Below are 23,393 nucleotides of genomic sequence, written 5' to 3'. Positions count from 1 at the left end.
CAGTTTAAAAAGCGAGAGCTTTATTAATTAGTTAGCAAGACATTCAAGAAGTTTAAAGATATTTTACAATGAAAAGAACGTTTCAACCCTCAAAGAGAAAAAGAAGAAATAAGCACGGATTTAGAGAGCGCATGGCTAGTGTAAATGGAAGAAAAGTCCTTGCTAAAAGAAGAGCAAAAGGAAGAAAAAAACTTTCTGTTTCTTCAGAAAACAGACACAAAAAATAATGATTCGTTATTAAAAAATATAAAGGTGTTACTTAATGGTAACGCCTTTTTTTATATCTTGTCCCTAACCTTTTTATCTAATTATTTCAGATGCCTAAAAATAAAGACCTTAAAAGTATTTTAATTATCGGTTCTGGCCCTATTATTATCGGTCAGGCCTGTGAGTTTGATTATTCAGGAACGCAAGCTTTACGTTCACTACGTGAAGATGGAATTGAAACCATTTTAATAAATTCCAATCCGGCAACAATTATGACCGATCCCTCAATGGCAGATCATGTGTACTTGAAGCCATTGACTACAAAATCAATTATTGAAATTCTAAAAGATCATCCGCAAATTGATGCTGTACTACCAACAATGGGAGGTCAAACAGCTTTGAATCTTTGTATAGAAGCTGATGAAAAAGGAATTTGGGAAGATTTTGGAATAAAGCTTATCGGTGTAGATATCGATGCGATTAATATAACTGAAGATCGCGAAGAGTTTAAACAATTAATGTCTAGAATAGATATTCCTGTAGCTCCGGCAAAAACTGCAAAATCTATTTTACAAGGAAAGGAAATTGCTCAAGAATTTGGGCTTCCATTACTTATTCGTGCTTCGTTTACTTTAGGAGGAGCAGGAGCAGCTTTTGTTGAAACCGAAGAAGAGTTTGAAGAAGCTTTATCTCACGGTCTTGAAGTGTCTCCAATTCATGAGGTTTTAATAGACAAAGCATTACAAGGCTGGAAAGAGTATGAATTAGAATTATTAAGAGATAAAAATAATAATGTTGTTATTATTTGTACCGTTGAAAATATGGATCCAATGGGTATTCATACAGGAGACTCAATTACAGTTGCCCCGGCAATGACCTTGAGTGATTCTGCTTTTCAGCGTATGCGAGATATGGCTATTAAAATGATGCGTAATATTGGTGATTTTGCTGGAGGATGTAACGTTCAGTTTTCGGTAAGTCCAGATGAAAAAGAGGATATTATTGCCATCGAAATTAATCCACGTGTTTCTCGTTCATCAGCACTAGCTTCAAAAGCAACTGGATATCCAATTGCTAAAATTGCTGCAAAATTAGCCTTAGGTTATACGTTAGATGAACTTGATAATCAAATTACAAAAACTACTTCAGCTTTATTTGAACCAACATTAGATTATGTTATCGTAAAAATTCCTCGTTGGAATTTTGATAAATTTGAAGGATCTAATCGTACCTTAGGTCCACAAATGAAATCGGTTGGAGAAGTTATGGGTATCGGGCGTTCTTTTCAAGAAGCGTTGCATAAAGCTACACAATCTTTAGAAATTAAACGTAATGGATTAGGAGCTGATGGAAAAAGCTATACAGATTACGATATAATTATAGAAAAACTCACCAACCCAAGTTGGGATCGTGTGTTTGTAATTTACGATGCTATTCAACTAGGAATTCCATTGAGTAGAATTCATGAAATTACAAAAATAGATATGTGGTTCTTAAAACAATATGAAGAACTATATATGCTAGAAAAAGAAATATCTACGAATTATACTATCGATAATATTTCAAAAGAAATTTTATTGGAAGCAAAGCAGAAAGGCTATGGCGATAGACAAATCGCACATATGCTAAAATGCTTGGAAAGCGAAGTGTATAAAAAACGGGAAGAGCTAAAAATTAACCGCGTTTATAAATTGGTTGATACCTGTGCAGCTGAATTTGAGGCACAAACACCTTATTATTATTCTACTTTTGAAAGTGAAGTAGAAACGGCTGACGGTAATTGTTATGTAGATAATGAAAGTGAAGTTTCTGACCGTAAAAAAATTATAGTACTAGGTTCTGGACCAAACCGAATTGGACAAGGAATTGAATTTGATTATTGCTGTGTTCACGGAATTCTAGCAGCTTCTGAAGCAGGGTATGAAACTATAATGATCAACTGTAATCCAGAAACGGTTTCAACAGATTTTGATGTTGCCGATAAGCTTTATTTTGAGCCTGTTTTTTGGGAGCACATTTACGATATCATTCGCCACGAAAAACCGGAAGGTGTAATTGTTCAGCTTGGAGGACAAACTGCTTTAAAATTAGCTGAGAAATTAGATCGTTACGGAATTAAAATTATGGGAACCAGCTATCGAGCTTTAGATTTAGCTGAAGATCGTGGAAGTTTCTCAAAATTATTACAAGATAATGATATTCCTTATCCAGAATTTGGAACTGCTGAAAATGCAGATGAAGCTTTAGCTTTAGCAGATGAATTAGACTTTCCAATTTTAGTAAGACCATCTTATGTTCTTGGTGGACAGGGAATGAAAATTGTTATCAATAAAAAAGAATTAGAAGCACACGTTGTTGATTTATTGCACAAAATACCAAACAATAAACTATTGCTAGATCACTATTTAGATGGAGCAATTGAAGCTGAAGCAGATGCAATTTGTGACGGTGAAAATGTTTATATTATTGGTATAATGGAACATATAGAACCTTGCGGAATTCACTCTGGAGATTCTAATGCTTTGTTACCGGCTTTTAATTTAGGAGATTTAATTATTCAGCAAATTAAAGATCATACCCGTAAAATTGCTTTGGCATTAGATACTGTTGGTTTAATTAATATTCAGTTTGCCATTAAAGATGATAAAGTTTATATTATTGAAGCAAATCCAAGAGCATCTAGAACAGTTCCTTTTATAGCAAAAGCTTATGGAGAGCCTTATGTAAATTATGCGACTAAAATTATGCTTGGAGATAAGAAGTTATCAGACTTTACTTTTAACCCACAATTAGAAGGTTATGCAATTAAGCAACCGGTATTTTCTTTCAATAAATTTCCAAAAGTTAATAAGCAGTTAGGACCGGAAATGAAAAGTACCGGCGAAAGCATTTTATTCATTAAAGACTTAAAAGATGATGATTTTTATGATCTTTATGCACGAAGAAAAATGTATCTAACCAGATAAATTATATAAAGGAAAATTAATTAGAAAAGGAATTCAATTTATATTGGATTCCTTTTTTTAATTGTTATAAAAAAACTTCGAGAATAATTTCTCGAGGTTTTTAAATTATAAAATACTTTATCTGTTTTTATCTATCCGTTTAGCATAACCGGCATTACGAGCATGGTAACTTTTTCGCCTTCATCAAGTCCATCTTTTGGAGTTAAAATTCCCGCACGGTTTGGTAAACTCATTTCTAATTGAACATTTGTTGCGTTTAAATTATTCAACATTTCAGTTAAAAAACGAGAGTTAAAACCAATTTGTAAATCATCTCCTTGATAATCACAAGTTAAACGTTCTTCGGCTTTATTACTGTAATCTACATCTTCGGCAGAAATATTTAATTCGGCTCCGGCAATTTTCAACTTAACTTGATGAGTTGTTTTATTAGAAAATATAGAAACCCTTTTTACAGAATTTAAAAATTGTGTTCTGTCAATTGTAAGAACATTAGGGTTTTCTTTTGGAATTACTGCTTCGTAGTTAGGATATTTCCCATCGATTAAGCGGCAAACCAATTGTGTGTCATCAAATGTAAATTTCGCATTAGATTCGTTATATTCTATAAGCACATCACTATCGCTACCAGACAAAATACCCTTTAAAAGATTAAGTGGTTTTTTAGGCATAATAAATTCTGAAGTATTGGCGGTGCTAATATCTTCTCTAGAATATTTTACCAGTTTATGAGCATCAGTAGCTACAAAGGTTAATCCTTCAGAAGAAAATTGAAAGAATACGCCACTCATAACAGGTCTTAAATCGTCATTTCCTGAAGCGAAAATAGTTTTGCTAATGGCCGTTGCTAAAACATCTGCACTTACTGTTGTGCTATTAGGTTCGTCTAAAGAAACCGCGTTGGGGAATTCTTCACCATCGGCATATGCTAAAGCATATTTACCGTAACTAGAACTTAATTCTATCGTGTTGTTTTCTTCAACAACAAAAGTTAAGGGTTGTTCAGGAAAAGTTTTTAAGGTGTCTAACAATAATTTTGCAGGAACTGCAATACTTCCTTCAGAATCAGATTCTACATCTAATTCTGCACTCATAGTGGTTTCTAAATCAGACGCTGAAACTTTTAACTTATCTTGCTTCAATTCAAATAAAAAGTTATCTAAAATTGGCAGCGTATTGTTATTATTAATAACTCCTCCTAAAATTTGAAGTTGCTTAAGAAGGTATGAACTCGATACTATAAATTTCATGGTATATACGTTGGTAAATTCAATTGGATTACAAATATATCTTATTCAAATTAGTTTCCTTAAAATCTTTACAGAATGTTATTAACAGGGAATTTAACAATTTAAAGATTTTAATCTGTTAAATATATTTGAAGGCATAATGTTTTCGTCTATTCTTTCTTTACCTTAGTGAAAAAAGAAATGGAAACTAACAGATTATCATCAAAAATAGAAAAAATATTAAATCAGCAAATCACAAAAGAGGCTGATGCTGCTCAAATTTATTTGTCTTACGGTGCTTGGGCAGACGACCAAGGTTTTGCAGGAGTCGCCAATTTTTTATTCCGTCATTCTCAAGAAGAGCGTGATCATATGAATAAAGTAATGTCTTACATTATGGAGCGAGGTGGCAGAGTTAAAATTTCAGCAATTGAAGCCCCGTCTTCAGATCCAAAAAATTTACAGGATTGTTTTGAGAGAATTTTTCAACACGAAGTAGATAATACAAATGCCATTTATGAAATTGTTTCTTTAGCACAGGAGGAAAAAGATTGGGCAACTTGGAATTTTGGGCAATGGTTTGTAAAAGAGCAAATAGAAGAGGAAACGCTAGTTTTAGATTTAATAGATAAACTAAAAATTGCCGGAGGTCCAAAAGCTACATCAGAATCCTTATACTTTTTTGACTCGCAATTGGCACAAAAAGAGGATGAAGCAGACTTAGCAAGAGATGCCTCTGCCGAAAGACCATAAATATTAAAAAAAGAAACCCCGAAAATTTTTTCGGGGTTATTATTTATTCTGTCATAAGACCTGCTCGTTTTAATAGAGCTTCAGGATTGGGTTCTTTTCCGCGAAAGCGCTTATACAAAATCATTGGATCTTCTGTTCCTCCTTTACTAAGTACATTGTCTTTAAATTTTGTAGCAACTTCCTCATTAAAAATTCCCTTTTCTTTAAAATAAGCAAAAGCGTCGGCGTCTAAAACTTCTGCCCATTTATAAGAATAATACCCGGCAGAATATCCTCCTTGAAAAATGTGTCCAAATGAAGTACTCATACAGTTTTCTGGTACATCGGGAAAAAGCCTAGTCGCTTCAAAAGCTTTTGATTCGTGTTCTTTAACATTTTTAATTGAAGAAGGATCTGTTGCGTGCCAAGCCATATCTAGCATACCAAAACTTAGTTGACGCACAGTTTGCAGACCTTCTTGAAAATTTGCCGATTTTTTTATTTTTTCTATTAACTCCATCGGGATCACTTCATCGGTTTCGTAATGACGAGCAAAAAGTTCTAAGGCTTCTTTCTCGTAACACCAATTTTCTAATAGCTGGCTAGGTAATTCTACAAAATCCCAGTAAACTGAAGGTCCAGATAAACTTGAATAGGTAGAATTTGCTAAAATTCCATGTAATGCGTGACCAAATTCGTGAAATAAAGTGGTTACTTCGTTAAACGTTAAAAGCGATGGTTTTTTTGAAGTTGGACGTGTAAAATTGCAAACGTTAGAAATATGTGGTCGTTCGTTTTTACCATCTTTTACTTCTTGCTCTTTGTAAATGGTCATCCAAGCGCCATTTCGTTTCCCTTCTCTTGGGTGAAAATCTGCGTAAAATAAGGCTAAATATTCACCATTTTCATCAAATATTTCATAGGTTCTTACTTCTTCATGATATTTATCTACTGTAGCAACTTCTTTAAAATGAATTCCATAAAGTTTTTTGGCTATTAAAAAGACGCCGTGAATTACATTTTCTAATTTAAAATAAGGTTTCAATTGCTCATCGTCTAATTGAAATAGTTTTTGTTTCAATTTTTCTGAATAATAAGCACTGTCCCATTTTTCAAGTCGGTCAATACCATCTAATTCTTTAGCAAAATTTTCGAGTTCCTGAAATTCCTTATCGGCAGCCGGTTTTGCTTTTTCCAGCATTTCTTCTAAAAATTCATTTACTTTTTCAGGACTTTTTGCCATTCGTTCTTCTAGAACAAAATGTGCGTGGGTTTTAAAACCTAGTAAATTTGAACGTTGATGACGCAACTTTGTTATTTTTAGAACATTTTCTTGATTGTCATATTTATCATCTTGAAAAGCTTTTGCACCAAAAGCTATAGCAAGTTTTTTTCGCAGTTCACGATTTTTTACATATTTCATAAACGGAATATAGCTCGGGAAATGAAGCGTAAAAATATAACCTTCTTTTCCTTTCTTTTTTGCTAGTTCTTCGGCGTTTTCAAGTTCACTTTCCGGGAGTCCGTCGAGTTCATTTTTATCTGTGACATGCAATTCGTAACGGTTGGTTTCAGCCAAGACATTTTCACCAAAAGTCAACGAAAGTTTCGAAAGTTCTAAATCTATTTTCCGAAGCTCTTTCTTTTTATCTTCCGATAAATTAGCACCGTTTCTACTAAATGCTTTGTAATGCTTATTGAGTAAAGTTTTTTGTTCTTCGGTTAGATCAAGATTTTCTCGTTCATCAAAAACATGTTTTACACGTTTAAAAAGTGCTTCATTCAGCAATAAATCGTTATTAAATTCGCTTAGCCAAGGCGATACTTCTTGTGCAATTTTTTGAATTTCATCATTGGTTTCGGCGGAATTTATATTGAAAAAAATTCCGGCAACACGCCCTAATTTTTCTCCCGAATATTCTAACGCTTCAATCGTATTGCTAAAGCTGGGTTTTTCTTCTGTAGAGGTGATTTCTTCAATCTCTTTGCGTGCAATTTTTATAGCTTCTTCAATTGCAGGTTTATAATGCTCTGTTTTTATTTTGGAAAAAGGAGCAGTATTAAATTCTTGCAATAAAGGATTTTCTTGACTCATAAGTTTGTTTTAAGATTTGCAAATTTACAAAGCTTGTGTTGGCTAATGGAATTTACCAAGCTAAAAATAACTTAAAAACAAAAAATTGTTTTCTAAAAAACTTTACTCCTGTTTATTGCGTAAATTTAGTATGAAGACTTTTGTTTTTATATGTATACTGATATTGTGTTCAACCGTTTTTTATGCGCAAAAAATAGATAACATCGCATCTTATAGAAGCTTACAAAGCGATGCTTATTTTCGACTTCATTATGATAATGATTATTTTACGGCTCAAGATCAAAATTATACGCAAGGCTACGCCTTTGAATTAGTATTGCCGGTTTTAGCAAAAAATCCTGTCAATTACTTATTTTTTGATTTAGCTGAAGATAGTAAAAAACAATATGGACTTGCTTTAGAACATATTGGTTTTACACCAGAAGATTATGGAAGTCCGGAAATTCAATTTGGCGATCGTCCCTTTGCAGCAGCTATTTATTTGAAAAGTTTCACAATTGAAACTAATACAGAAAAAAGTTTTCGATTTTCTTCTTCTATTAGTTTAGGAGTTATCGGTCCCGCCGCTTTTGGTGAAGAAATGCAAACCAATATTCATGAAGCTACCGGAAATACAATTCCGATTGGTTGGCGCAATCAAATAGAAAATGATTTGGTACTGAATTATGAAGTTTCTTTTGAAAAGAAATTATATAGTTTAAAAAATAACTTTTTGATAAATAGTTCAAGTTCAGTACAAATAGGAAGCTTGTTTACCAATGCTAATTTAGGATTACAGACGCAAATTGGTTTATTTGATTCGCCTTTTACTTCAGTTAAAAAAAAGAATAAATTTCAAATTTATTTTTATACTCAAGCTTTGGTAAATGCTATTGTTTACGACGCCACTTTACAAGGTGGTTTGTTTACTTCAGACAGTCCTTACGTAATAGAAAGCTCTGCAGTTTCTCGTTTAGTAGGTGAAGTAAATTATGGAATTGTAATGAAAACAGGTCGTTTTTATTTAGAATACACCCGAACTCACCTTACCAAAGAATTTAAAACCGGATCAGAGGCAAAGTGGGGTGGTTTGCGGGTTGGTTTTCGTTTTTAAGCTTATTGATTAATTGAATCTTGGTTCTCTAAAGGTGAAAAATAGTATTGATTATCTAGTGTTTTCTGTCCATCAATTAATAATGTAGTTGTAACTTTTTTACTTGGTGTTAACCAGTTACCATCTTTATATTTTATACGATAGTCTCTTTTTAAGTAATTGTATTCTCCTGTTTTAGTAGAATAAAATTCTGGGGTGTATTTACCTGAAGCTTTTTTAGTGTAAATAAAATTACCTGAAAATATGTTTTCTTGCATTTTTGCACCCAGCGGAAATTTTAAGTTTACCGAACTTATTTTCTTTCCTTCAGCTAACTGATATTCTCCTTTTAATATTCCATAATCCGAAGCCGAAATGTATAATTGGCCTGTTAATTTAGCTTTTGATTTTCTAGGGACAAATTTAATTTTATAGCACCAATCTCCTTTATATTCGACATTACTTTCAATAGTAAACGTGTAGTTATCACTATTGGTTAAGAAATCATGCTTTTCGGGGTTTAAAACTTTTTTACGAGGCCAAGAAAGTGGAAAATAAACATTAGTACTGTCTATCTGTAACTCATAATCTCTATCAAATGGAATAACACCAGATTTTGTTTGGTATTCCTTATTTATATCAATATAATCTTTAATAACATTATCTAAAGCATAATACCAAGAAGCAACATCGCTAGGGTTATGTTTAGTGACATGATAGTCTTTGTCAATATTTTTAAACTTAGGTTTAGAATTAGGTAACTGCTTATAATAAAAACTGTTTTCTTTTTCTAAAACATGCTCATTATCATTAATTTCTTGAACAATACTTTTTATAGCCGCCCTAAACTGTTCTCTTTTGTCTTTCTCGATTAAATTAATTTTTTTAAGCTTAAGGTCAAATTCATTGAAATTGTAATTTTTAGTTGATTTTTTTGTGATTTTCATGTTTAATGAATCCAACATGTAATTTTTGTTGATATTTTCTTTTACTCTTTTTATTATTTCCTCTGGTGAAAGTTTATGATCAACTAAAAATGCTTCATCTAACTTATTTACTTTGTTCTTTAAATAAATAACGGTGTCCTGCTGAAAATCTTTCACAGCAATTCTTTTAGTTTGATAGCCTAAAGATGAAAACTGTAAAGAATCTTTGGAAGAAAATTGATTTACATTTATTTGAAACTTTCCGTTGTTATCTGTTGTAACCCCATAGTTTTTTCCAATTTCTATAGAAGCATAAGAAATACTTTTTTTGTTTTCTTTTGAAAAAATAGTTCCTGACAAGTCTTGTGCTGAAATCTGAAAAAACGAGAAAATTAGAAATATTAGAAGTGTATAATTTTTTAGCATAACAATAAATTCAGAAATGACTTATTAAATATGCAACTTTTTCTGTATATAAAAAAGTTATCGACTTAATTTTCGGTTATCAAAAGTGTAGCGGTCTTATTTTCCGTGATGTCTAATGTTAAATCAATTTTTACCTTCATTCCATCAGAAGGCTTACATTCAACAAGTTTAAATTTCCGGTTGGTATGCATAGATTGTATAATGTTACGTTTTATGCTACTCGGGAAGTATTTATCGTCTTTATTTTTCTGGTAAATCACAGTAGTTGACTTCTGCGTAATAGCACCTTTTATCCCAAATAAAAACCTCATATTCATATTTTCATCTAGTTTTCTTTCGTGAACTAATCGGTAGTTTACCTTGATAATAGCAAAAGATTTGGAAGATACATACAAATCTCCTGAATATTTGGCGTGTTTACTTTTCGGTTTAAAACGGAGATGATAAACCTGCTTTCCTTTTAATTCTTGAGTTGTTATAAAATCATATTTATAGTCGTTTTGAAATTCTATAAACTCAAAATTATTTTCTTTATTAATCAGGTTTTCTTTAATTATAGGGAGGGTATTTTCATCGCTATCTTTCATTTTACCGTTTACTGAAACGGAATCACAAACGTTAAAAAGCCCAGATTTAATATTAAATCCACATGAAGAATTTAAATGAGTAATGACTCCTTTCTTTATAGTTTCAAAAGGAGAAAGAGTTTCCAGATCTAAAGCTGTAAGTTTATCTTCAATAAAGCAATGGGTTTGCTTAATATGTAATTCTTCATTTTTGTAGCTCCCATTTGCTTCATATATAGTTTTTAGTATATCACTTCCATCTAACTTTTCTATTTCTGTTTCCGTATTTTTAAGTATGGTATTTATTTTATCTAGATCTATTTGATTGTTATTTTTCACCTTGATAAGTTCCATATTAAACGTATTAGTTTGAGGATGAGATTCTACTTCATGTTTTACAGTAAAATTAATTTCAGAAATATTATGATTAGCGTTTAAGTTTTTATTAACCATCTTTATTACTTTTAAAGCTTTTTTTTCGGAATTCGATAAATTCTCTTTGGGATTATTTTGAGCTTTTATTGAAAATGAAATCAGTAAAAAGAGTAAAAAAGATTGAATTTTAAAAAAATGCATAGGTGTATTTTTAGTGTGAAAATTTTTTTCAAAAAAAACCTCATAAAATAGTATTTTTTATATACTATAAATATGAGGAAAATTCAATACAATCTATAAAATAAAATTATTTTTTCAGTATATAATTTGAATAATGTTCGAGTGAATTTTTATGTGTTTAATAGACTTTTAAATGAAAAAAACTTGCTTTTGATAAATTATAAATATTTAAAACGATTTTGCAAGAATGCTAACTATTAAGTGATTAGCATCAAGTCTTGGTTCTTTTTTCTAAAAGCGAAACGATCTTATTTCTTTTTTATTTCTTCAGCACCTTTAATTACTTTTTGTTTTAATCCTTCTTTATAAACCAAAATTTTATCAAGTACACATTTATCAGAAGCACCAATAATTTGTGCCGCTAAAATCCCGGCATTTTTTGCGCCATCTAAGGCAACAGTTGCAACAGGAACGCCACCTGGCATTTGTAAAATAGACAAAACAGAATCCCAACCGTCAATTGAGTTTCTCGACTTTACAGGAACACCAATTACCGGAAGTGGTGAAAGCGAAGCAATCATTCCTGGTAAGTGAGCCGCTCCACCGGCACCGGCAATAATCACTTTCAAGCCGCGCTCGTGAGCGTTTTTTCCGTAATCAAATAATTTTTCAGGAGTTCTATGAGCCGAAACAATATCTACTTCAACTTCTATATCAAAATCTTTTAAAATATCAATGGCTTCTTGCATAACAGGAAGATCGCTCGTGCTTCCCATAATAATACCTACTTTACTCATGTTTTTTAGCTTTTAGCTTTTGGCAATTTAGCCTTTAGCATTTATAAAATTTATTTTTTAACCCTTCCGCCTTCGTCATATTCTTTCAGAAAGAAAGAGTTTTTTTAGCAACGTTAAAAATAAATTCAGTTTACAAGATTATTTAATTTAGATTTTTCAACTTTCTAACTTCTAACCTCTACTGATTACTTTAATTTCTTTTTTAACTTCTTCAGCAATTTTTCGAGCTTCATTTAAATCTTTATTTACAATGGTTACGTGTCCCATTTTTCTAAATGGACGCGTTTGCTTTTTTCCGTAAATATGTGGTGTAACGCCACCCATCTGCATAATTTTTTCTATGTTTTGGTAATGCACTTTCCCTTCGTGATTTTCATCGCCAACTAAATTAACCATTACGCCGCCAACTTTACTTTCTGTGTTGCCAAGCGGAAGGTCTAAAATTGCTCTTAGGTGTTGCTCAAACTGATTAGTAAAACTAGCTTCAATACTGTAATGACCGCTATTATGCGGACGCGGAGCCACCTCATTAACTAAAATTTCATCATCTTTGGTCTGAAACATTTCTACCGCTAATAAACCAACATGTTCAAAACTTTCTGATACTTTTTTAGCTACCGCTCGCGCTTTTTCGGCTACTTCCGGAGAAATTCTAGCAGGACATAAAACATATTCTACTTGATTTGCTTCCGGATGAAATTCCATTTCTACCACTGGATAAGTTTTTACTTCGCCAGAAACACTACGCGCTACAATTACCGCCAATTCATTTTTAAACGGAATCATTTTCTCGGCTAAACAAGCTCCTTCTGAAACCGGAATTAAATCTTCTTCTTCTCGAATTACACTCACGCCTTTTCCATCGTAACCTCCCGTACAACTTTTCCAAACAAACGGATAACCCAATTCTTTTCTTACCAAAGCTTCGGTTAATTCATACTTTTCATCATAAACTTTAAAATCAGCGGTAGGAATTCCCTTTTCAGCATAAAACTTTTTCTGCACGCCTTTATCTTGAATTTTTCGTAAAGTAGCTGCCGAAGGGTAAACTTTTTTGCCTTCGCTTTCTAATTGTTCTAAAGCCTCTACATTTACCAATTCAATTTCAAAGGTGAGTACATCTACTTTTCGACCAAAATTTACAACCGCATCAAAATCCATTAAATCACCTTGTTCAAAAACATCACAAGCAATTTTGCACGGCGCTTCCGGGTTAGCATCTAACACGTAAGTCTGTATGTCATATTTTCTTGTGTCGTACAACATCATTTTACCTAATTGTCCGCCGCCAAGAATACCGAGTTTAAAATCTGAAGAAAAATAATTATGCATAAAATTTTTATTTCTATAGTTTGGGCGTTTCCCTTCGCTTAAAGGCCCGGGTCGGGCTTTCGGTACTCGCTTTTTTGTTGTTACTTTTTATTATTAAAAAGCAAAAACAAAAAGAGCTTAAACAGATACCTCAATCCCTAACGCAAATATTTCAACAAAAATAAATCTTTCTAAGAGATTAACCGAAATTCTAGTCTGTAAATCATTATGTACGAGTAAAATTTCTTGAATTACTCTAAAGAACTATTACAATTGAGTAATAAACGCTTTCAAACTATAGAATAGTCAACTTGCTTTTTAGTAGAATATAAAGCTAGTAATGCTACTTAATTTTATTGCTGTTTATAGATTAGTTACAATCAAATCTTATTTCTTGATTCTAATAGCGAAGCGGTTTTGATTCTTTACCAGATAACAATATCTTATAGAAATAACAGATTTTCCGCAATAGTAGAATGTTTGATTGGTAATTATTATCCTTATCTTTGCCGCTTATAAAAATTGCTTGATAAAATGCTACAACTTCAAGATTTACAATTTGTGCCTTTTCTATCTTCAACAGAAATAAAAGAAGCCATAGAAAAAGTTTCGGTGCAAGTAAATAGAGATTTAGCAGGAAAGAAACCGGTTTTTTTAGGCGTTTTAAACGGTGCTTATTTGTTTACAGCTGAATTAACCAAGCGTTTTCAAGGCGATTGCGAAGTAGAATTTATTAAATTAAAATCCTACAGCGGAACAAAAACTACCGGCAATGTTCAAGAATTAATTGGCGTTGAAAATTTAGAAGGAAAAACTGTTGTGGTTGTTGAAGATATTGTAGATACCGGAAATACCATTTCAGAAATTATAAAGATTTTACAAGCAGAAAAAGTAACAAGCTATAAAATTGCAAGTTTGTTTTATAAACCTGAAGCTTACCAAAAAAAGCATACAATAGATTATATTGGCATAGAAATCTCCGATAAATTTATTGTTGGTTTTGGTTTAGATTACAATGGATTAGGAAGAAATTTACCCGAAATATATCAATTAAAAGAAGCATAATAATTATGATAAATATAGTTTTATTTGGCCCTCCGGGAGCCGGAAAAGGAACACAAGCAGATATTTTAAAGAAAAAATATTCCTTGGTGCATATTTCTACAGGCGATGTTTTTCGCTATAATATTAAGAATGAAACCGAATTAGGGAAAACCGCAAAATCGTATATCGATAAAGGACAATTAGTACCCGATGCGGTTACTATTGACATGTTGAATGCTGAGGTAGAAAAAAATCCTAATGCTAAAGGAATTATTTTTGATGGTTTTCCTAGAACCGAAGCGCAAGCCAAAGCCTTAGATAATTTGCTTGAAAGTAAAAACGATTCAGTAAATGCAATGATTGCTTTAGAAGTAGAGGATGAAGTGTTAGGAGAGCGTTTGTTAGAACGTGGAAAAACTTCAGGTCGTGCAGACGATGCCGATGAAAGTGTCATTAGAAATCGTATTAAAGTATATTACGATGAAACCGCTATTCTAAAAAATTATTACAAAAAACAGGATAAATATTTTGGGATAGATGGTGTAGGCAGTATCGATGAAATTACGGAACGTTTAAGTGCCGTAATCGATAAACTATAACAAATTTTATCCTTCAAGATTTTTTAAATCTTGAAGGATTTTTATATTCAGTCAGAAAACGCTTAAAAAATCAACCGGTTTTTTAGGGAAGAACAAAAATTATGAAAGAAGGTAATTTTATAGATTACGTAAAGCTACACGTGACTTCAGGAAAGGGCGGAAAAGGCTCTATGCATTTGCATCGCGAAAAATTTATTGAAAAAGGTGGTCCTGATGGTGGCGATGGTGGTCGTGGCGGACACGTAATTGTACGTGGCAATGAAAACCTTTGGACATTATTTGAGTTCAATTTTAAGCGCCATATAAAAGCCGAACATGGTAAAGATGGCGGTAAACAACGCAGTACCGGTGCCGATGGAGAAGATGTGTATATAGATGTGCCATTGGGCACTGTAATTCGAGATACCGACACCGAAAATATTATAGATGAAATTACCGAACACGATCAAGAAATAATCATCGCTAAAGGTGGTATGGGCGGTCGTGGAAATTGGCATTTTAAATCTTCTACCAATCAAACTCCGCGTTATTCTCAACCGGGAATTGAGAGTGAAGAACGTGATATTACCTTAGAATTAAAAGTGCTTGCTGATGTAGGTTTAGTTGGTTTCCCTAATGCCGGAAAATCTACCTTACTTTCTGTAATTACAGCAGCAAAACCAAAAATCGCTAATTATGAATTTACAACCTTAAAGCCAAATTTAGGAATTGTAAAATACCGCGATTATCGAAGTTTTGTGATGGCAGATATCCCGGGAATTATTGAAGGCGCCGCAGAAGGTAAAGGTCTAGGTTATCGTTTTTTACGTCATATAGAGCGAAATTCAACCTTACTTTTTTTAATTCCTTGTGATGCAGATGATATCAAAAAGCAATACGATATTTTAGTAGATGAATTGCGTCGCTACAATCCTGAGTTGTTAGATAAAGAACGATTTATAGCGATTACTAAAAGTGATATGTTAGATGAAGAATTAAAGCAAGAACTTGATGAGCAGCTTCAAAAAGATTTTAACGGACTTCCTTATCAATTTATTTCGTCGGTAGCACAACAAGGTATTCAAGAATTGAAAGATAGACTTTGGGAGATTTTAAATAAAGATCCGGAAGATAAATCTTAAATGTTAAGAATTGGTTATAATAGCTTGAGCTACTTTTGTTTTTAGTAATTTTAAAAGAAAAATTGCAACAAAAATGAAAACATTTATAGGTATATTTTTAGGGATTTTACTGATTTCTTGTGGTGGTCCAAAAGCTTATTTTGATTATGATCAGCAAGTTGATTTTTCTAATTTTAAGAGTTACGCATTTTACACCGATATGGAAACCGGTTTAAATGAATTAGATGAAGAACGATTAAAAACAGCTTTAGATTCTAGTTTACACGCACGCAAATTTACCAAAAGCAACACACCAGATTTTAAGATCAATATTTTTGCTGAAGCTTTTAGTAAAGCGAACAATAGTTCTATTGGCATTGGTATTGGCGGCGGAAGCGGAGCAGTTGGTGGCGGTGTTTCCGGCGGAATCCCTGTTGGTGGCGACAAATTATATTTAAGCATAACCATAGATTTTGCCAAGGCTAAGGATAATGAGCTTTTTTGGCAAGCCGTAGTAGAACATCGTTTTTATAATAATTGGACACCAGAAGAGCGGACTAACTTTTTTAGAGAAGTTGCTGAAGAAGCTTTAGAGAATTATCCTCCGGAATCTGAAGAATAATTTTAGCTTTTTTCTGAAATTATATTAATACTTAAATCGATAATTTTTAGGCTACTGATGTTTTCTAGATTTTTGATAGGAAGCGTTCGTTTTCTTAATTTTTTCCCTAAAAAAGTACCTGATAAAATTATAACATCCCAAGTTTTCTCTTTGGTTGGTTGTATTGGTAAATTATGATAAACTACTTCAGTAGAATTACTGGATAAACTATCTATTTTATAGAAATATTCTGTTTCTTCCTGCTTTTCTTCCACATAAGAATAATCTTGTTGATTAATTTCTTCTATATTCTCTTCAAGATCTTCATAACAATCTAGACGATAAATCTTTTGTGTTTCTAGGTTTTTAATAAAAAGGTTAGGATAACCTGATGCATTAGCTATATTAAATCCTTTTTGTAAATCTTCCCAGTTAGCAAAAGCTGTAATTTTTGTTTCGTAATTTTCGGCTATAAGAGGCTGGTAATATTCCATTCGTTCTACTTGAGTCATTTCAAATTTCGGGTTTCTTATTCCGGTCACTGCTTTTAATATAGGCTGACAGGAAGTAACACCTAAAATGAGGGTGGCTAAAATTAGAATGACTAGTACATTTTTTCTCATTTGATTAAAAAATAAGTTGTAATTAGTATTACAATAATAACGTTTTTTCTTATTCGTTTTTAATCTCTAAACGACCACTTTTAGAACGGGCAGAAAATTCAGGCGCGTACATGTTTTCAAGTTCCGCAAATCCTTTGGTGAAATTCCCGGAATTATTGACACGTAAATCATAACTAAACACATAAGTTCCTTTTGGGAGTTCATCAAAGAAAAAATGTGTCGCCATATCTTTTGTGCTTTGGTAATAGCCTAAACCTTCTTGCCATTTGTAGGTAGAAATTACATCAACAGGTTCTAAAGCGGCAGCGCGTAAATCTTTTAAATGCATAAAACTGAAACTTTCTTTCGCTTCAATTGTTAACTGCACGCGAACTAAATCGCCTACATTTAAGCTTGTTTTTTCAATAGGTTTTCCTTTTTCGCCACTGTTGGTTTTTTCTATTTTTAAGAGTTTTTTTGTGATGTGTAGTGAAGCTTGACTGCTTGATTTTATTTTGTCGGTATCTTCAAAATATTGCCAATGATAAGCGCCGTATTGTGGAGAATCACTTTTATTCTCAATTTCCAAATTAGCTTTTTGTTGGGTAATTTCTTCCGGTTGATAGCTCACTTGTAAATAACCGGCATTTCCCGTTGTTTTATCTAAATCGAATTGTTCTTCGCCAAGCTTAATGCTTGTTTTTGAACTAGTATCTGCAAGCCAATTTTTTCCGCGAGTAAGTAACGCATAAATAGCTTGTGTTGTCGCTTTAGTAGATTTCCAGGCTTGCGTTTTCTTTTGGCGTAAAAGCCAAATTTTTAATTTTTCTACTTTTTCTTCGTCATTGTTTATTTCAGCAAAAGCTTCAATCGCTAAAGCTTGCGTGGCAATAGGAGAGGAGCTCCAAGATTTTTTGTTAGCTTTCCAATACATGCCAAATTCTGAATTAATCACAGCGTTTTCTTCTAAACTGATTAGAATTTTATCGGCTAGTTTTTTCTCTTGAAAACGTGAGGCAATTAAAGCGAATTGTAATTTCTGTTCTAACGACCAAGTAACCCATTTTTTATTAAATTTATCTAACAAGCCAGCCGCTAAATTTTTAATCTGGGTTGGTTTATTCTCATCAAAACTTCTTGTGTATAAATAATGAAGAAAACGTGTATCAAGATCGTTTCGTTCTTTGGCATTTACATTGTAAATTTCATAATGATTATCGACAAATTCAATTAGTTTATTTTTTATCGATTGAAATTCCTCAAGATTTTTTAGTGAGGAATCCATTTTTTGTAAATGTTCCATAGTCGCTAAAATATAAACCGAAATAAATACATTTTCTCTTCCACCTTTAAACCAAGGAAAAGCGCCTGAACTTAATTGCATTCCCTTTAATTTTTGTAAGCTTTCTTCTTTTTTCTGCTTGGAGTTTTCCTCGCTTACTAGCGTTGCTAAATTATGTAATTGTTCTTCTTGGGTTTGTGCAGTTTTTAGCCACGGTGTTTCACTTAAATCAACCGATTTTAAAGCTTGATTTTTGGCTAAATCGCTGTCTAAAATTTTATTATTTTTCCAAGTGTTGAGTTGCTTTTTTATCGACGGGTTTTTTTCAGCGATAACTTGTGCTAAATGGTTTGCATAAAAACGCGCCATGGTTTGTTCGGCACATTCATGCGGAAATTCAATTAAATACGGAAGCGATTTTATAACTGTCCACGCTGGGTTTGATGTGTATTCAAATACCAAGCGATGATGCGATAAGCTAGACGAAGTGTTATTTTTTAAAGCGTCAAAAGTAATCGATTTTTCTTCCTTCGGATTTACCCAAACTGGTAAACTTTCGGTGATGAAGGATCGATTGGTAAGTACCGGCAAAACATTTTCTTCGCCATCAGAGAAATTTCCGGCTTTGGCGACAATGCGGTATCGAACCGCGTTTAATCGTTCAGGAATAAAAAGCTTCCAGGTAATTTGCTTGTTTCCTTTTGCATCGATGCTGAAATTTTTAAGTGATTCATCTAAACCGAGTTTTACTTTCTCTTGACTAAGTTCATCAGTGAATTCAAGCTGAATAATTCCGTCTAATTTTTTTTCTGCTAAATTATTGACTTTCGCTGAAATATAAACCGTGTCTTTTGAACGAAAAAAACGTGGAAAATTCGGAATAATATTTAAGGTTTTTTGCGTCACCGTGTTGAGGTTTATAGAAGCGCTTTGCAGTTTTTTGTTGTGCGCAAACGCTTGAAATTTCCAACGGGTTAAAGCTTCCGGACTGGTAAATGTAAAACTGACTCCCCCTTTTTTATCAGTACGTAATTGCGGAAGAAAAAATGCAGTTTCGTTTAAATTGGTTCTTGTTTCAATTTGTGCTAATTCTTCTTTTGCTGCTTTTTTGGTGGTGATGACAATCACACCGTTTGCGCCTTTATTTCCATACAGCGCAGTAGCTTCAGCATCTTTTAAAACTTGAACTTCTGCTAAATCATTTTGGTTTAAGGCTCTAAAATTTTCTTCTGAAACAGGAACCCCATCCACTATAAAAAGCGGTTCTGCATTTCCGTTGATTGAACCAACACCTCGAAGAACTATTTTTTCTGTTTCAAGACTAGTTGCTGCTTGAGTTGTTTTTCTAAAGTCAATTTCTTCACCGGCATTTAATTGCATGTAACCGTATGATAAAGTTTCTCTTCTCTTTACAGTAGAACCGTAAGAAGTTATAACGTTTTCTGCGCTACTATACAGATTCTCTCTCATTTTAATTTTTAAATAATCTTGGTTTTTTATTAGTATAGAATGATTATAAAAACCTGGATAGCTAAAAGTCAGACTATCTCCTTTTTCAACTTTGGTAGAAAAATATCCATCAAAATTAGCTTGAGTAGTTACAGCTTTATTTTTTAATACATAAACTCCTGGGAGCGGTAAACCAGAATCATCTTTTACGATTCCCGAAATATAACCTTTAGTGTTTTTTGATTTAATTAAAAGTTCAACATGTTCATTTTGAGCATCTGTATAATTTTCAAAATCATATCCAAATTGTTTGAATGAAGTAAAACTTGATGATAAATTGACATTAAAATTATTATTATAAAAATTATATGTTTTTTGAAAAGTGTTTCGGTTATAGTCACTATAATGTATCGGTCTAAGTAAACTTTCAGAAAAATTATATCTATAAAAATCTTGTGTTATTTTCTCGGGCCAAGAATGTGAGGTAAATTGATCTAAGGAAGCATCGTACATACTGGCTAAAAGTTCGGCATCTACAGGATTTTCGTCTTGATCTTTAATTTTTAATTGCCAAGTTTCTTCTTTGCCCGGTGAAAGCTTATCCCGAAAAGTAATGACTTCAAATTCAATTTTCGATTCTTTTGTATCGGTTTGCGGTAAATTAATGCTTTTTTGGTCTGAATAAAACCGATTGTTTTTTCCATAACTTACGCGGTAACTAACCGATTTTTTATGAAGTGGAACTAAAAATTCTTTCGTGATTTTTTCTCCTTTTTTTAATTTAAGTTGATGATTACTAATTTTTTCTTTATCATTAAATTCTAAGAAAATGTGCAGTTGTGGTAATTCCGTAGAAAAAGTAAGCCTGATTTTTCCTGTTTTTTCTTTTGTTACAACACTGTCACTAATTTGCAAAATGCGCTGTTCTGGCAAGAGCAACTTTTCGCCAGATTGATGAAAATTTGTTAAGGTAGCTTCTTCAATCAAGGCTGATTGGTCTTGATAAGTGAATTGATATTTACCGGATTTTTCTACTAAAGAATCTATCGAAAATTCAGCTTGTTTTTTAGTGTCTATTTGTAAGCTGTCGATTAGTTTTTTAGGCCAATTTTTTTCTATATCTAAAGAATCGTAAGCCGTATACGGAAAGTGCGTTAAGAATTTTTCCTTATCGATTTGTTGAATTTCAGGAACATCCCAAGCGCGTTTTAAAAAAGCTTGTTCGGGCATTTGATAATGATAGATTTTTAAAATTCCTTGGCTTTCTTTTTTCCGCAAGTTAAGATCGGTTGCTTTTATACGTAATAATTTTTTATTTTCCGGCGAAGGTTTAATTTCGAGATTGACAACTTTTGTATGATAACCTACCCGAATTTGCATTTCAGCAGATCGCGTTTCACCATTAACATCGGTAACATCAGCTTCAATAGTATAGGTGAAAATGGGTTTGAATTTTTCAGCTATTTTAAGGTCGGGAATCGCTTTAAAATTCACTTTAAAATTTCCTGAAGCGTCGGTTTTGGTACTATCGCTTAAGATAATTTTTTCTTCAACAGGTTGATAAAATGTGCTTCGTTGAAAAGGTCGGTTATATTTTAACGATCGTGTAACGGTGTAAACAACTTCGGCATCGGTTAAATTCCCGCCAAAATAAGCTTCTGCATTTCCGGTAAGTTGAATAGAATCTTGTAAAACATACGTAGAGTCTATTTTTTTGAAAGTAACTTCAAAACGCGGACGCTTGTATTCTTCCACTTGAAAATAGCGATATTCGTTATCAAAGTCAATATTTTTATATGGTGAATTTTTTTGGAAATTTTCATCAATTTCTATTCGGAAACGACCCGTTAATCCATTTTTTGGTAAGGTGAATTCTCCGTGAACAGAGCCAAATTCATTTGTTTTTAGTTGTAAACTATCAATTGCATTTCTATTAATATCGTATAATTTTATAGTCACATTTTCATTAGCTACAACCTTCTTTTCCTCATCGTGTTGAAAAGCTAAAATTCCTTTTACGTAAACTTTTTGTCCGGGTCTATAAATACTTCTATCGGTAAATAAATAAGAATTAATTTCAGCTTCGGGTTTACTCCGTGTTCTTTTTTCGCGAAACCGAATTTGCTTTTCTAGCGTGTCGTTTTCAGAAATTAAAATAATGTCTTCGTAGTAATAATCATTCTTTCCATTTATCCAAGCCATTCCATTTTTGTCGGTATAATTTTGATATGAAAACCCTTTTTTTACTATTACATTTTCTAAAGATTTTCCTGTTTTTCGGTGCGTAACATAGATTTTTTGCCGATCATTAAAATCAAATCGCGCCATTTGTAAGTTGGTAGATTGTACAAAACCGTAGTCAAAATTTTTGGTTTCAGAAAGCTTCTTTTGGTTTGTTACGCAAAAAATGTAATTCCCAACGGGAAGCCCTTCAATAAAAAATTCGGTAGTATAGCTATAATGATTTGTGATTTTTGGCAAGGATTTTTTTTGTGTTTTTACTGACTTTTGTTGAAGTAAATACTTTCGTAAAATTGAATCTTTTTCAGTTTGTGTATATTCCTTATTCCAGCCTAAATCTTCTTTTATTTCTCTGGGAACCCGAAAAATTTGCAGTTGTAATGTATCTGTATTTCTAAAGGAAATTAGCATGCGGGAAGCTTCATTTGGAATAATTTCACGTTCAGAAATCAGTTTATATTCGGGCATTAAAATCACTTTTTTTAGCTGTAGCGCATTTTCCCAAACAAACGGACTTTTGCTATTTTTCGAAATTTTGTTTAGATGAGCCAAGCTTTTTTGAAAATAATCGGGATGCTTTTCTTTATCACTTTCAGAAAAATAAAAATGCGCGATGTGATATTGAATTAAATTCTGACTTTCGGCTGTGGTAAACTTCTTTAAATGTTCTTTCAAAGCCTGTAGATAAAGTTGCTTTTTCTCTTCAAAAGCACCATTGTTTTTTACAAATTTTAGCCGTTCTAAACTTAACATTACCGCTGAATATTCATCATTATTTTGTAGGTGATTTCTAATTAATTTCTGGTAAAGCTGTAGAAGTTTAGCTTCCGGCGATTTTAATTCTTCTTCGGCAAAAGAATAGCTTATAAATTTTTTCGGTAATAAAAAATGCGCTTCATTTTTTATAAAATAATGATTTTTTGTGTGGTGTTGCGAATAATTTAAAAACGCTAAATATCGCTTCCCAAGTAGATCTAATAAGGTGCTTTGGTAGCGATTATAATTTTCTCCATATTGTAAAATATCGGTAAAATCACTTAACGGAAGTGCGAACAATTTTTCTTCATGTTGAAACGATAATTCGTAATAATGATGAATTTCAGATAGAAATTTTGCTTGATCCCAGGTTTTAAAATCCTTAATGTTGTTGCTGGTTTCAGTTCTTCTTCTGATTTTGTAGTAATTCCGCTGGTAGTATTTCCAAAGACTTTCTGCGAAATAAGAAGCTAAGATCTGCTTTGTAGGAAATGCTTTTTCTTTAATGGTCTGCTCAAAATTATTGAAAACCAGCTGTTGACTATCGCTTTTCAATATGAGATTAAATTTTTGCTGGTATAAAAAAGCCTTTATAAATTGAAGTTCATTTTCCTTTCGTTCAGCTTTTTCGAGTATTTTTTCAGCCTTTTCATAAGCGCTAAAAGATTTTCCATTAACTTCTAATTGTTCTACTTCATTCCACCATTGGTTAAATTTTTGTTGTGAAAAGATAAGTTGTGTGGTTAGCAAGCAACAGATGCAAGCCAAAATGCGAATTTTCATGCCGAATGATTTTGTTTAAAGATAAAAATTTTATTAAATCTTTCTTAATCATTC

16 protein-coding genes are annotated in these 23,393 nt (G+C 32.4%); 8 read left to right on the top strand and 8 right to left on the bottom strand.

What is annotated here, in order from left to right; translation table 11 throughout:
• The first annotated feature begins 68 nt into the window (after nt 1-68).
• Both rpmH and carB read left to right on the top strand, forming a co-directional pair.
• A complete protein-coding gene (gene rpmH, locus D9R05_RS02925) occupies nt 69-227 on the top strand; it encodes a 50S ribosomal protein L34 (RefSeq protein ID WP_121665706.1) in 159 nt (52 codons plus the stop codon).
• 90 nt (nt 228-317) lie between these two features.
• Nucleotides 318-3,173: a carbamoyl-phosphate synthase large subunit gene (carB, locus tag D9R05_RS02920; protein WP_121665705.1), complete on the top strand. Its 2,856-nt coding sequence runs from the start codon at nt 318-320 to the stop codon at nt 3,171-3,173.
• A 131-nt stretch (nt 3,174-3,304) separates the two neighbouring features.
• On the opposite strand, the gene dnaN is transcribed toward carB, so the two are convergent.
• Nucleotides 3,305-4,423 carry a DNA polymerase III subunit beta gene (gene dnaN / locus D9R05_RS02915; RefSeq protein ID WP_121665704.1) on the bottom strand — a complete coding sequence of 373 codons (1,119 nt, stop codon included), beginning with the start codon at nt 4,421-4,423 and terminating at the stop codon, nt 3,305-3,307.
• A gap of 180 nt (nt 4,424-4,603) precedes the next feature.
• Between dnaN and D9R05_RS02910 the strand changes: the two genes are divergently transcribed.
• Nucleotides 4,604-5,155, top strand: coding sequence for a ferritin (locus D9R05_RS02910; protein ID WP_121665703.1), 552 nt, complete (start codon nt 4,604-4,606; stop codon nt 5,153-5,155).
• Between the two features lie 43 nt (nt 5,156-5,198).
• Here D9R05_RS02910 and D9R05_RS02905 read toward each other — a convergent pair whose 3' ends face one another.
• Nucleotides 5,199-7,229, bottom strand: coding sequence for a M3 family metallopeptidase (locus D9R05_RS02905; protein WP_121665702.1), 2,031 nt, complete (start codon nt 7,227-7,229; stop codon nt 5,199-5,201).
• A gap of 130 nt (nt 7,230-7,359) precedes the next feature.
• Between D9R05_RS02905 and D9R05_RS02900 the strand changes: the two genes are divergently transcribed.
• Entirely contained in the window at nt 7,360-8,322 is a 963-nt protein-coding gene (locus tag D9R05_RS02900) for a lipid A deacylase LpxR family protein (protein WP_121665701.1), read from the top strand.
• 2 nt (nt 8,323-8,324) lie between these two features.
• On the opposite strand, the gene D9R05_RS02895 is transcribed toward D9R05_RS02900, so the two are convergent.
• From D9R05_RS02895 to D9R05_RS02880, 4 genes are all read right to left on the bottom strand, one after another.
• Complete coding sequence (locus D9R05_RS02895; RefSeq protein ID WP_121665700.1) at nt 8,325-9,653, bottom strand: carboxypeptidase-like regulatory domain-containing protein; 1,329 nt, start codon at nt 9,651-9,653, stop codon at nt 8,325-8,327.
• Between the two features lie 65 nt (nt 9,654-9,718).
• Nucleotides 9,719-10,795 (bottom strand): hypothetical protein, encoded by a 1,077-nt coding sequence (locus D9R05_RS02890; protein WP_121665699.1) that lies wholly within the window; start codon nt 10,793-10,795, stop codon nt 9,719-9,721.
• Between the two features lie 287 nt (nt 10,796-11,082).
• A complete protein-coding gene (gene purE / locus D9R05_RS02885; protein ID WP_121665698.1) occupies nt 11,083-11,571 on the bottom strand; it encodes a 5-(carboxyamino)imidazole ribonucleotide mutase in 489 nt (162 codons plus the stop codon).
• 171 nt (nt 11,572-11,742) lie between these two features.
• On the bottom strand, nt 11,743-12,903 hold the full coding sequence (locus tag D9R05_RS02880) for a 5-(carboxyamino)imidazole ribonucleotide synthase (protein WP_121665697.1): 1,161 nt from the start codon (nt 12,901-12,903) through the stop codon (nt 11,743-11,745).
• Between the two features lie 513 nt (nt 12,904-13,416).
• Here D9R05_RS02880 and D9R05_RS15715 point away from each other — a divergent pair.
• The 4 genes from D9R05_RS15715 to D9R05_RS02860 all read left to right on the top strand — a co-directional run bounded on the left by D9R05_RS15715 (nt 13,417) and on the right by D9R05_RS02860 (nt 16,247).
• Nucleotides 13,417-13,947, top strand: coding sequence for a phosphoribosyltransferase (locus D9R05_RS15715; RefSeq protein WP_121665696.1), 531 nt, complete (start codon nt 13,417-13,419; stop codon nt 13,945-13,947).
• 5 nt (nt 13,948-13,952) lie between these two features.
• Nucleotides 13,953-14,525 carry an adenylate kinase gene (locus D9R05_RS15710; protein WP_121665695.1) on the top strand — a complete coding sequence of 191 codons (573 nt, stop codon included), beginning with the start codon at nt 13,953-13,955 and terminating at the stop codon, nt 14,523-14,525.
• A gap of 101 nt (nt 14,526-14,626) precedes the next feature.
• Nucleotides 14,627-15,646, top strand: coding sequence for a GTPase ObgE (gene obgE / locus D9R05_RS02865; RefSeq protein ID WP_121665694.1), 1,020 nt, complete (start codon nt 14,627-14,629; stop codon nt 15,644-15,646).
• Nucleotides 15,647-15,719: 73 nt separating this feature from the next.
• On the top strand, nt 15,720-16,247 hold the full coding sequence (locus D9R05_RS02860) for a DUF4136 domain-containing protein (RefSeq protein ID WP_121665693.1): 528 nt from the start codon (nt 15,720-15,722) through the stop codon (nt 16,245-16,247).
• A gap of 2 nt (nt 16,248-16,249) precedes the next feature.
• Here the strand turns inward: D9R05_RS02860 and D9R05_RS02855 are convergent, their stop codons facing one another.
• Together D9R05_RS02855 and D9R05_RS02850 are read right to left on the bottom strand one after the other, a co-directional pair.
• The gene (locus D9R05_RS02855; protein WP_121665692.1) at nt 16,250-16,849 is read right to left on the bottom strand and encodes a hypothetical protein; all 600 of its coding nucleotides are present in this window, start codon (nt 16,847-16,849) and stop codon (nt 16,250-16,252) included.
• A gap of 49 nt (nt 16,850-16,898) precedes the next feature.
• On the bottom strand, nt 16,899-23,339 hold the full coding sequence (locus D9R05_RS02850; protein WP_121665691.1) for an alpha-2-macroglobulin family protein: 6,441 nt from the start codon (nt 23,337-23,339) through the stop codon (nt 16,899-16,901).
• Nucleotides 23,340-23,393: the final 54 nt, after the last annotated feature.

Source organism: Mesonia aquimarina, from assembly GCF_003667275.1.
Classification (GTDB): Bacteria; Bacteroidota; Bacteroidia; order Flavobacteriales; family Flavobacteriaceae; genus Mesonia; species Mesonia aquimarina.
This window is presented reverse-complemented; position numbering and strand designations above follow the sequence as displayed.

Excerpts from the sequence above, each read along its gene's own strand:
- rpmH (WP_121665706.1), top strand. The coding sequence starts at position 69 with ATGAAAAGAACGTTTCAACCCTCAAAGAGAAAAAGAAGAAATAAGCAC.
- carB (WP_121665705.1), top strand. The coding sequence starts at position 318 with ATGCCTAAAAATAAAGACCTTAAAAGTATTTTAATTATCGGTTCTGGC.
- dnaN (WP_121665704.1), bottom strand. The coding sequence starts at position 4,423 with ATGAAATTTATAGTATCGAGTTCATACCTTCTTAAGCAACTTCAAATT.
- D9R05_RS02910 (WP_121665703.1), top strand. The coding sequence starts at position 4,604 with ATGGAAACTAACAGATTATCATCAAAAATAGAAAAAATATTAAATCAG.
- D9R05_RS02905 (WP_121665702.1), bottom strand. The coding sequence starts at position 7,229 with ATGAGTCAAGAAAATCCTTTATTGCAAGAATTTAATACTGCTCCTTTT.
- D9R05_RS02900 (WP_121665701.1), top strand. The coding sequence starts at position 7,360 with ATGAAGACTTTTGTTTTTATATGTATACTGATATTGTGTTCAACCGTT.
- D9R05_RS02895 (WP_121665700.1), bottom strand. The coding sequence starts at position 9,653 with ATGCTAAAAAATTATACACTTCTAATATTTCTAATTTTCTCGTTTTTT.
- D9R05_RS02890 (WP_121665699.1), bottom strand. The coding sequence starts at position 10,795 with ATGCATTTTTTTAAAATTCAATCTTTTTTACTCTTTTTACTGATTTCA.
- purE (WP_121665698.1), bottom strand. The coding sequence starts at position 11,571 with ATGAGTAAAGTAGGTATTATTATGGGAAGCACGAGCGATCTTCCTGTT.
- D9R05_RS02880 (WP_121665697.1), bottom strand. The coding sequence starts at position 12,903 with ATGCATAATTATTTTTCTTCAGATTTTAAACTCGGTATTCTTGGCGGC.
- D9R05_RS15715 (WP_121665696.1), top strand. The coding sequence starts at position 13,417 with ATGCTACAACTTCAAGATTTACAATTTGTGCCTTTTCTATCTTCAACA.
- D9R05_RS15710 (WP_121665695.1), top strand. The coding sequence starts at position 13,953 with ATGATAAATATAGTTTTATTTGGCCCTCCGGGAGCCGGAAAAGGAACA.
- obgE (WP_121665694.1), top strand. The coding sequence starts at position 14,627 with ATGAAAGAAGGTAATTTTATAGATTACGTAAAGCTACACGTGACTTCA.
- D9R05_RS02860 (WP_121665693.1), top strand. The coding sequence starts at position 15,720 with ATGAAAACATTTATAGGTATATTTTTAGGGATTTTACTGATTTCTTGT.
- D9R05_RS02855 (WP_121665692.1), bottom strand. The coding sequence starts at position 16,849 with ATGAGAAAAAATGTACTAGTCATTCTAATTTTAGCCACCCTCATTTTA.
- D9R05_RS02850 (WP_121665691.1), bottom strand. The coding sequence starts at position 23,339 with ATGAAAATTCGCATTTTGGCTTGCATCTGTTGCTTGCTAACCACACAA.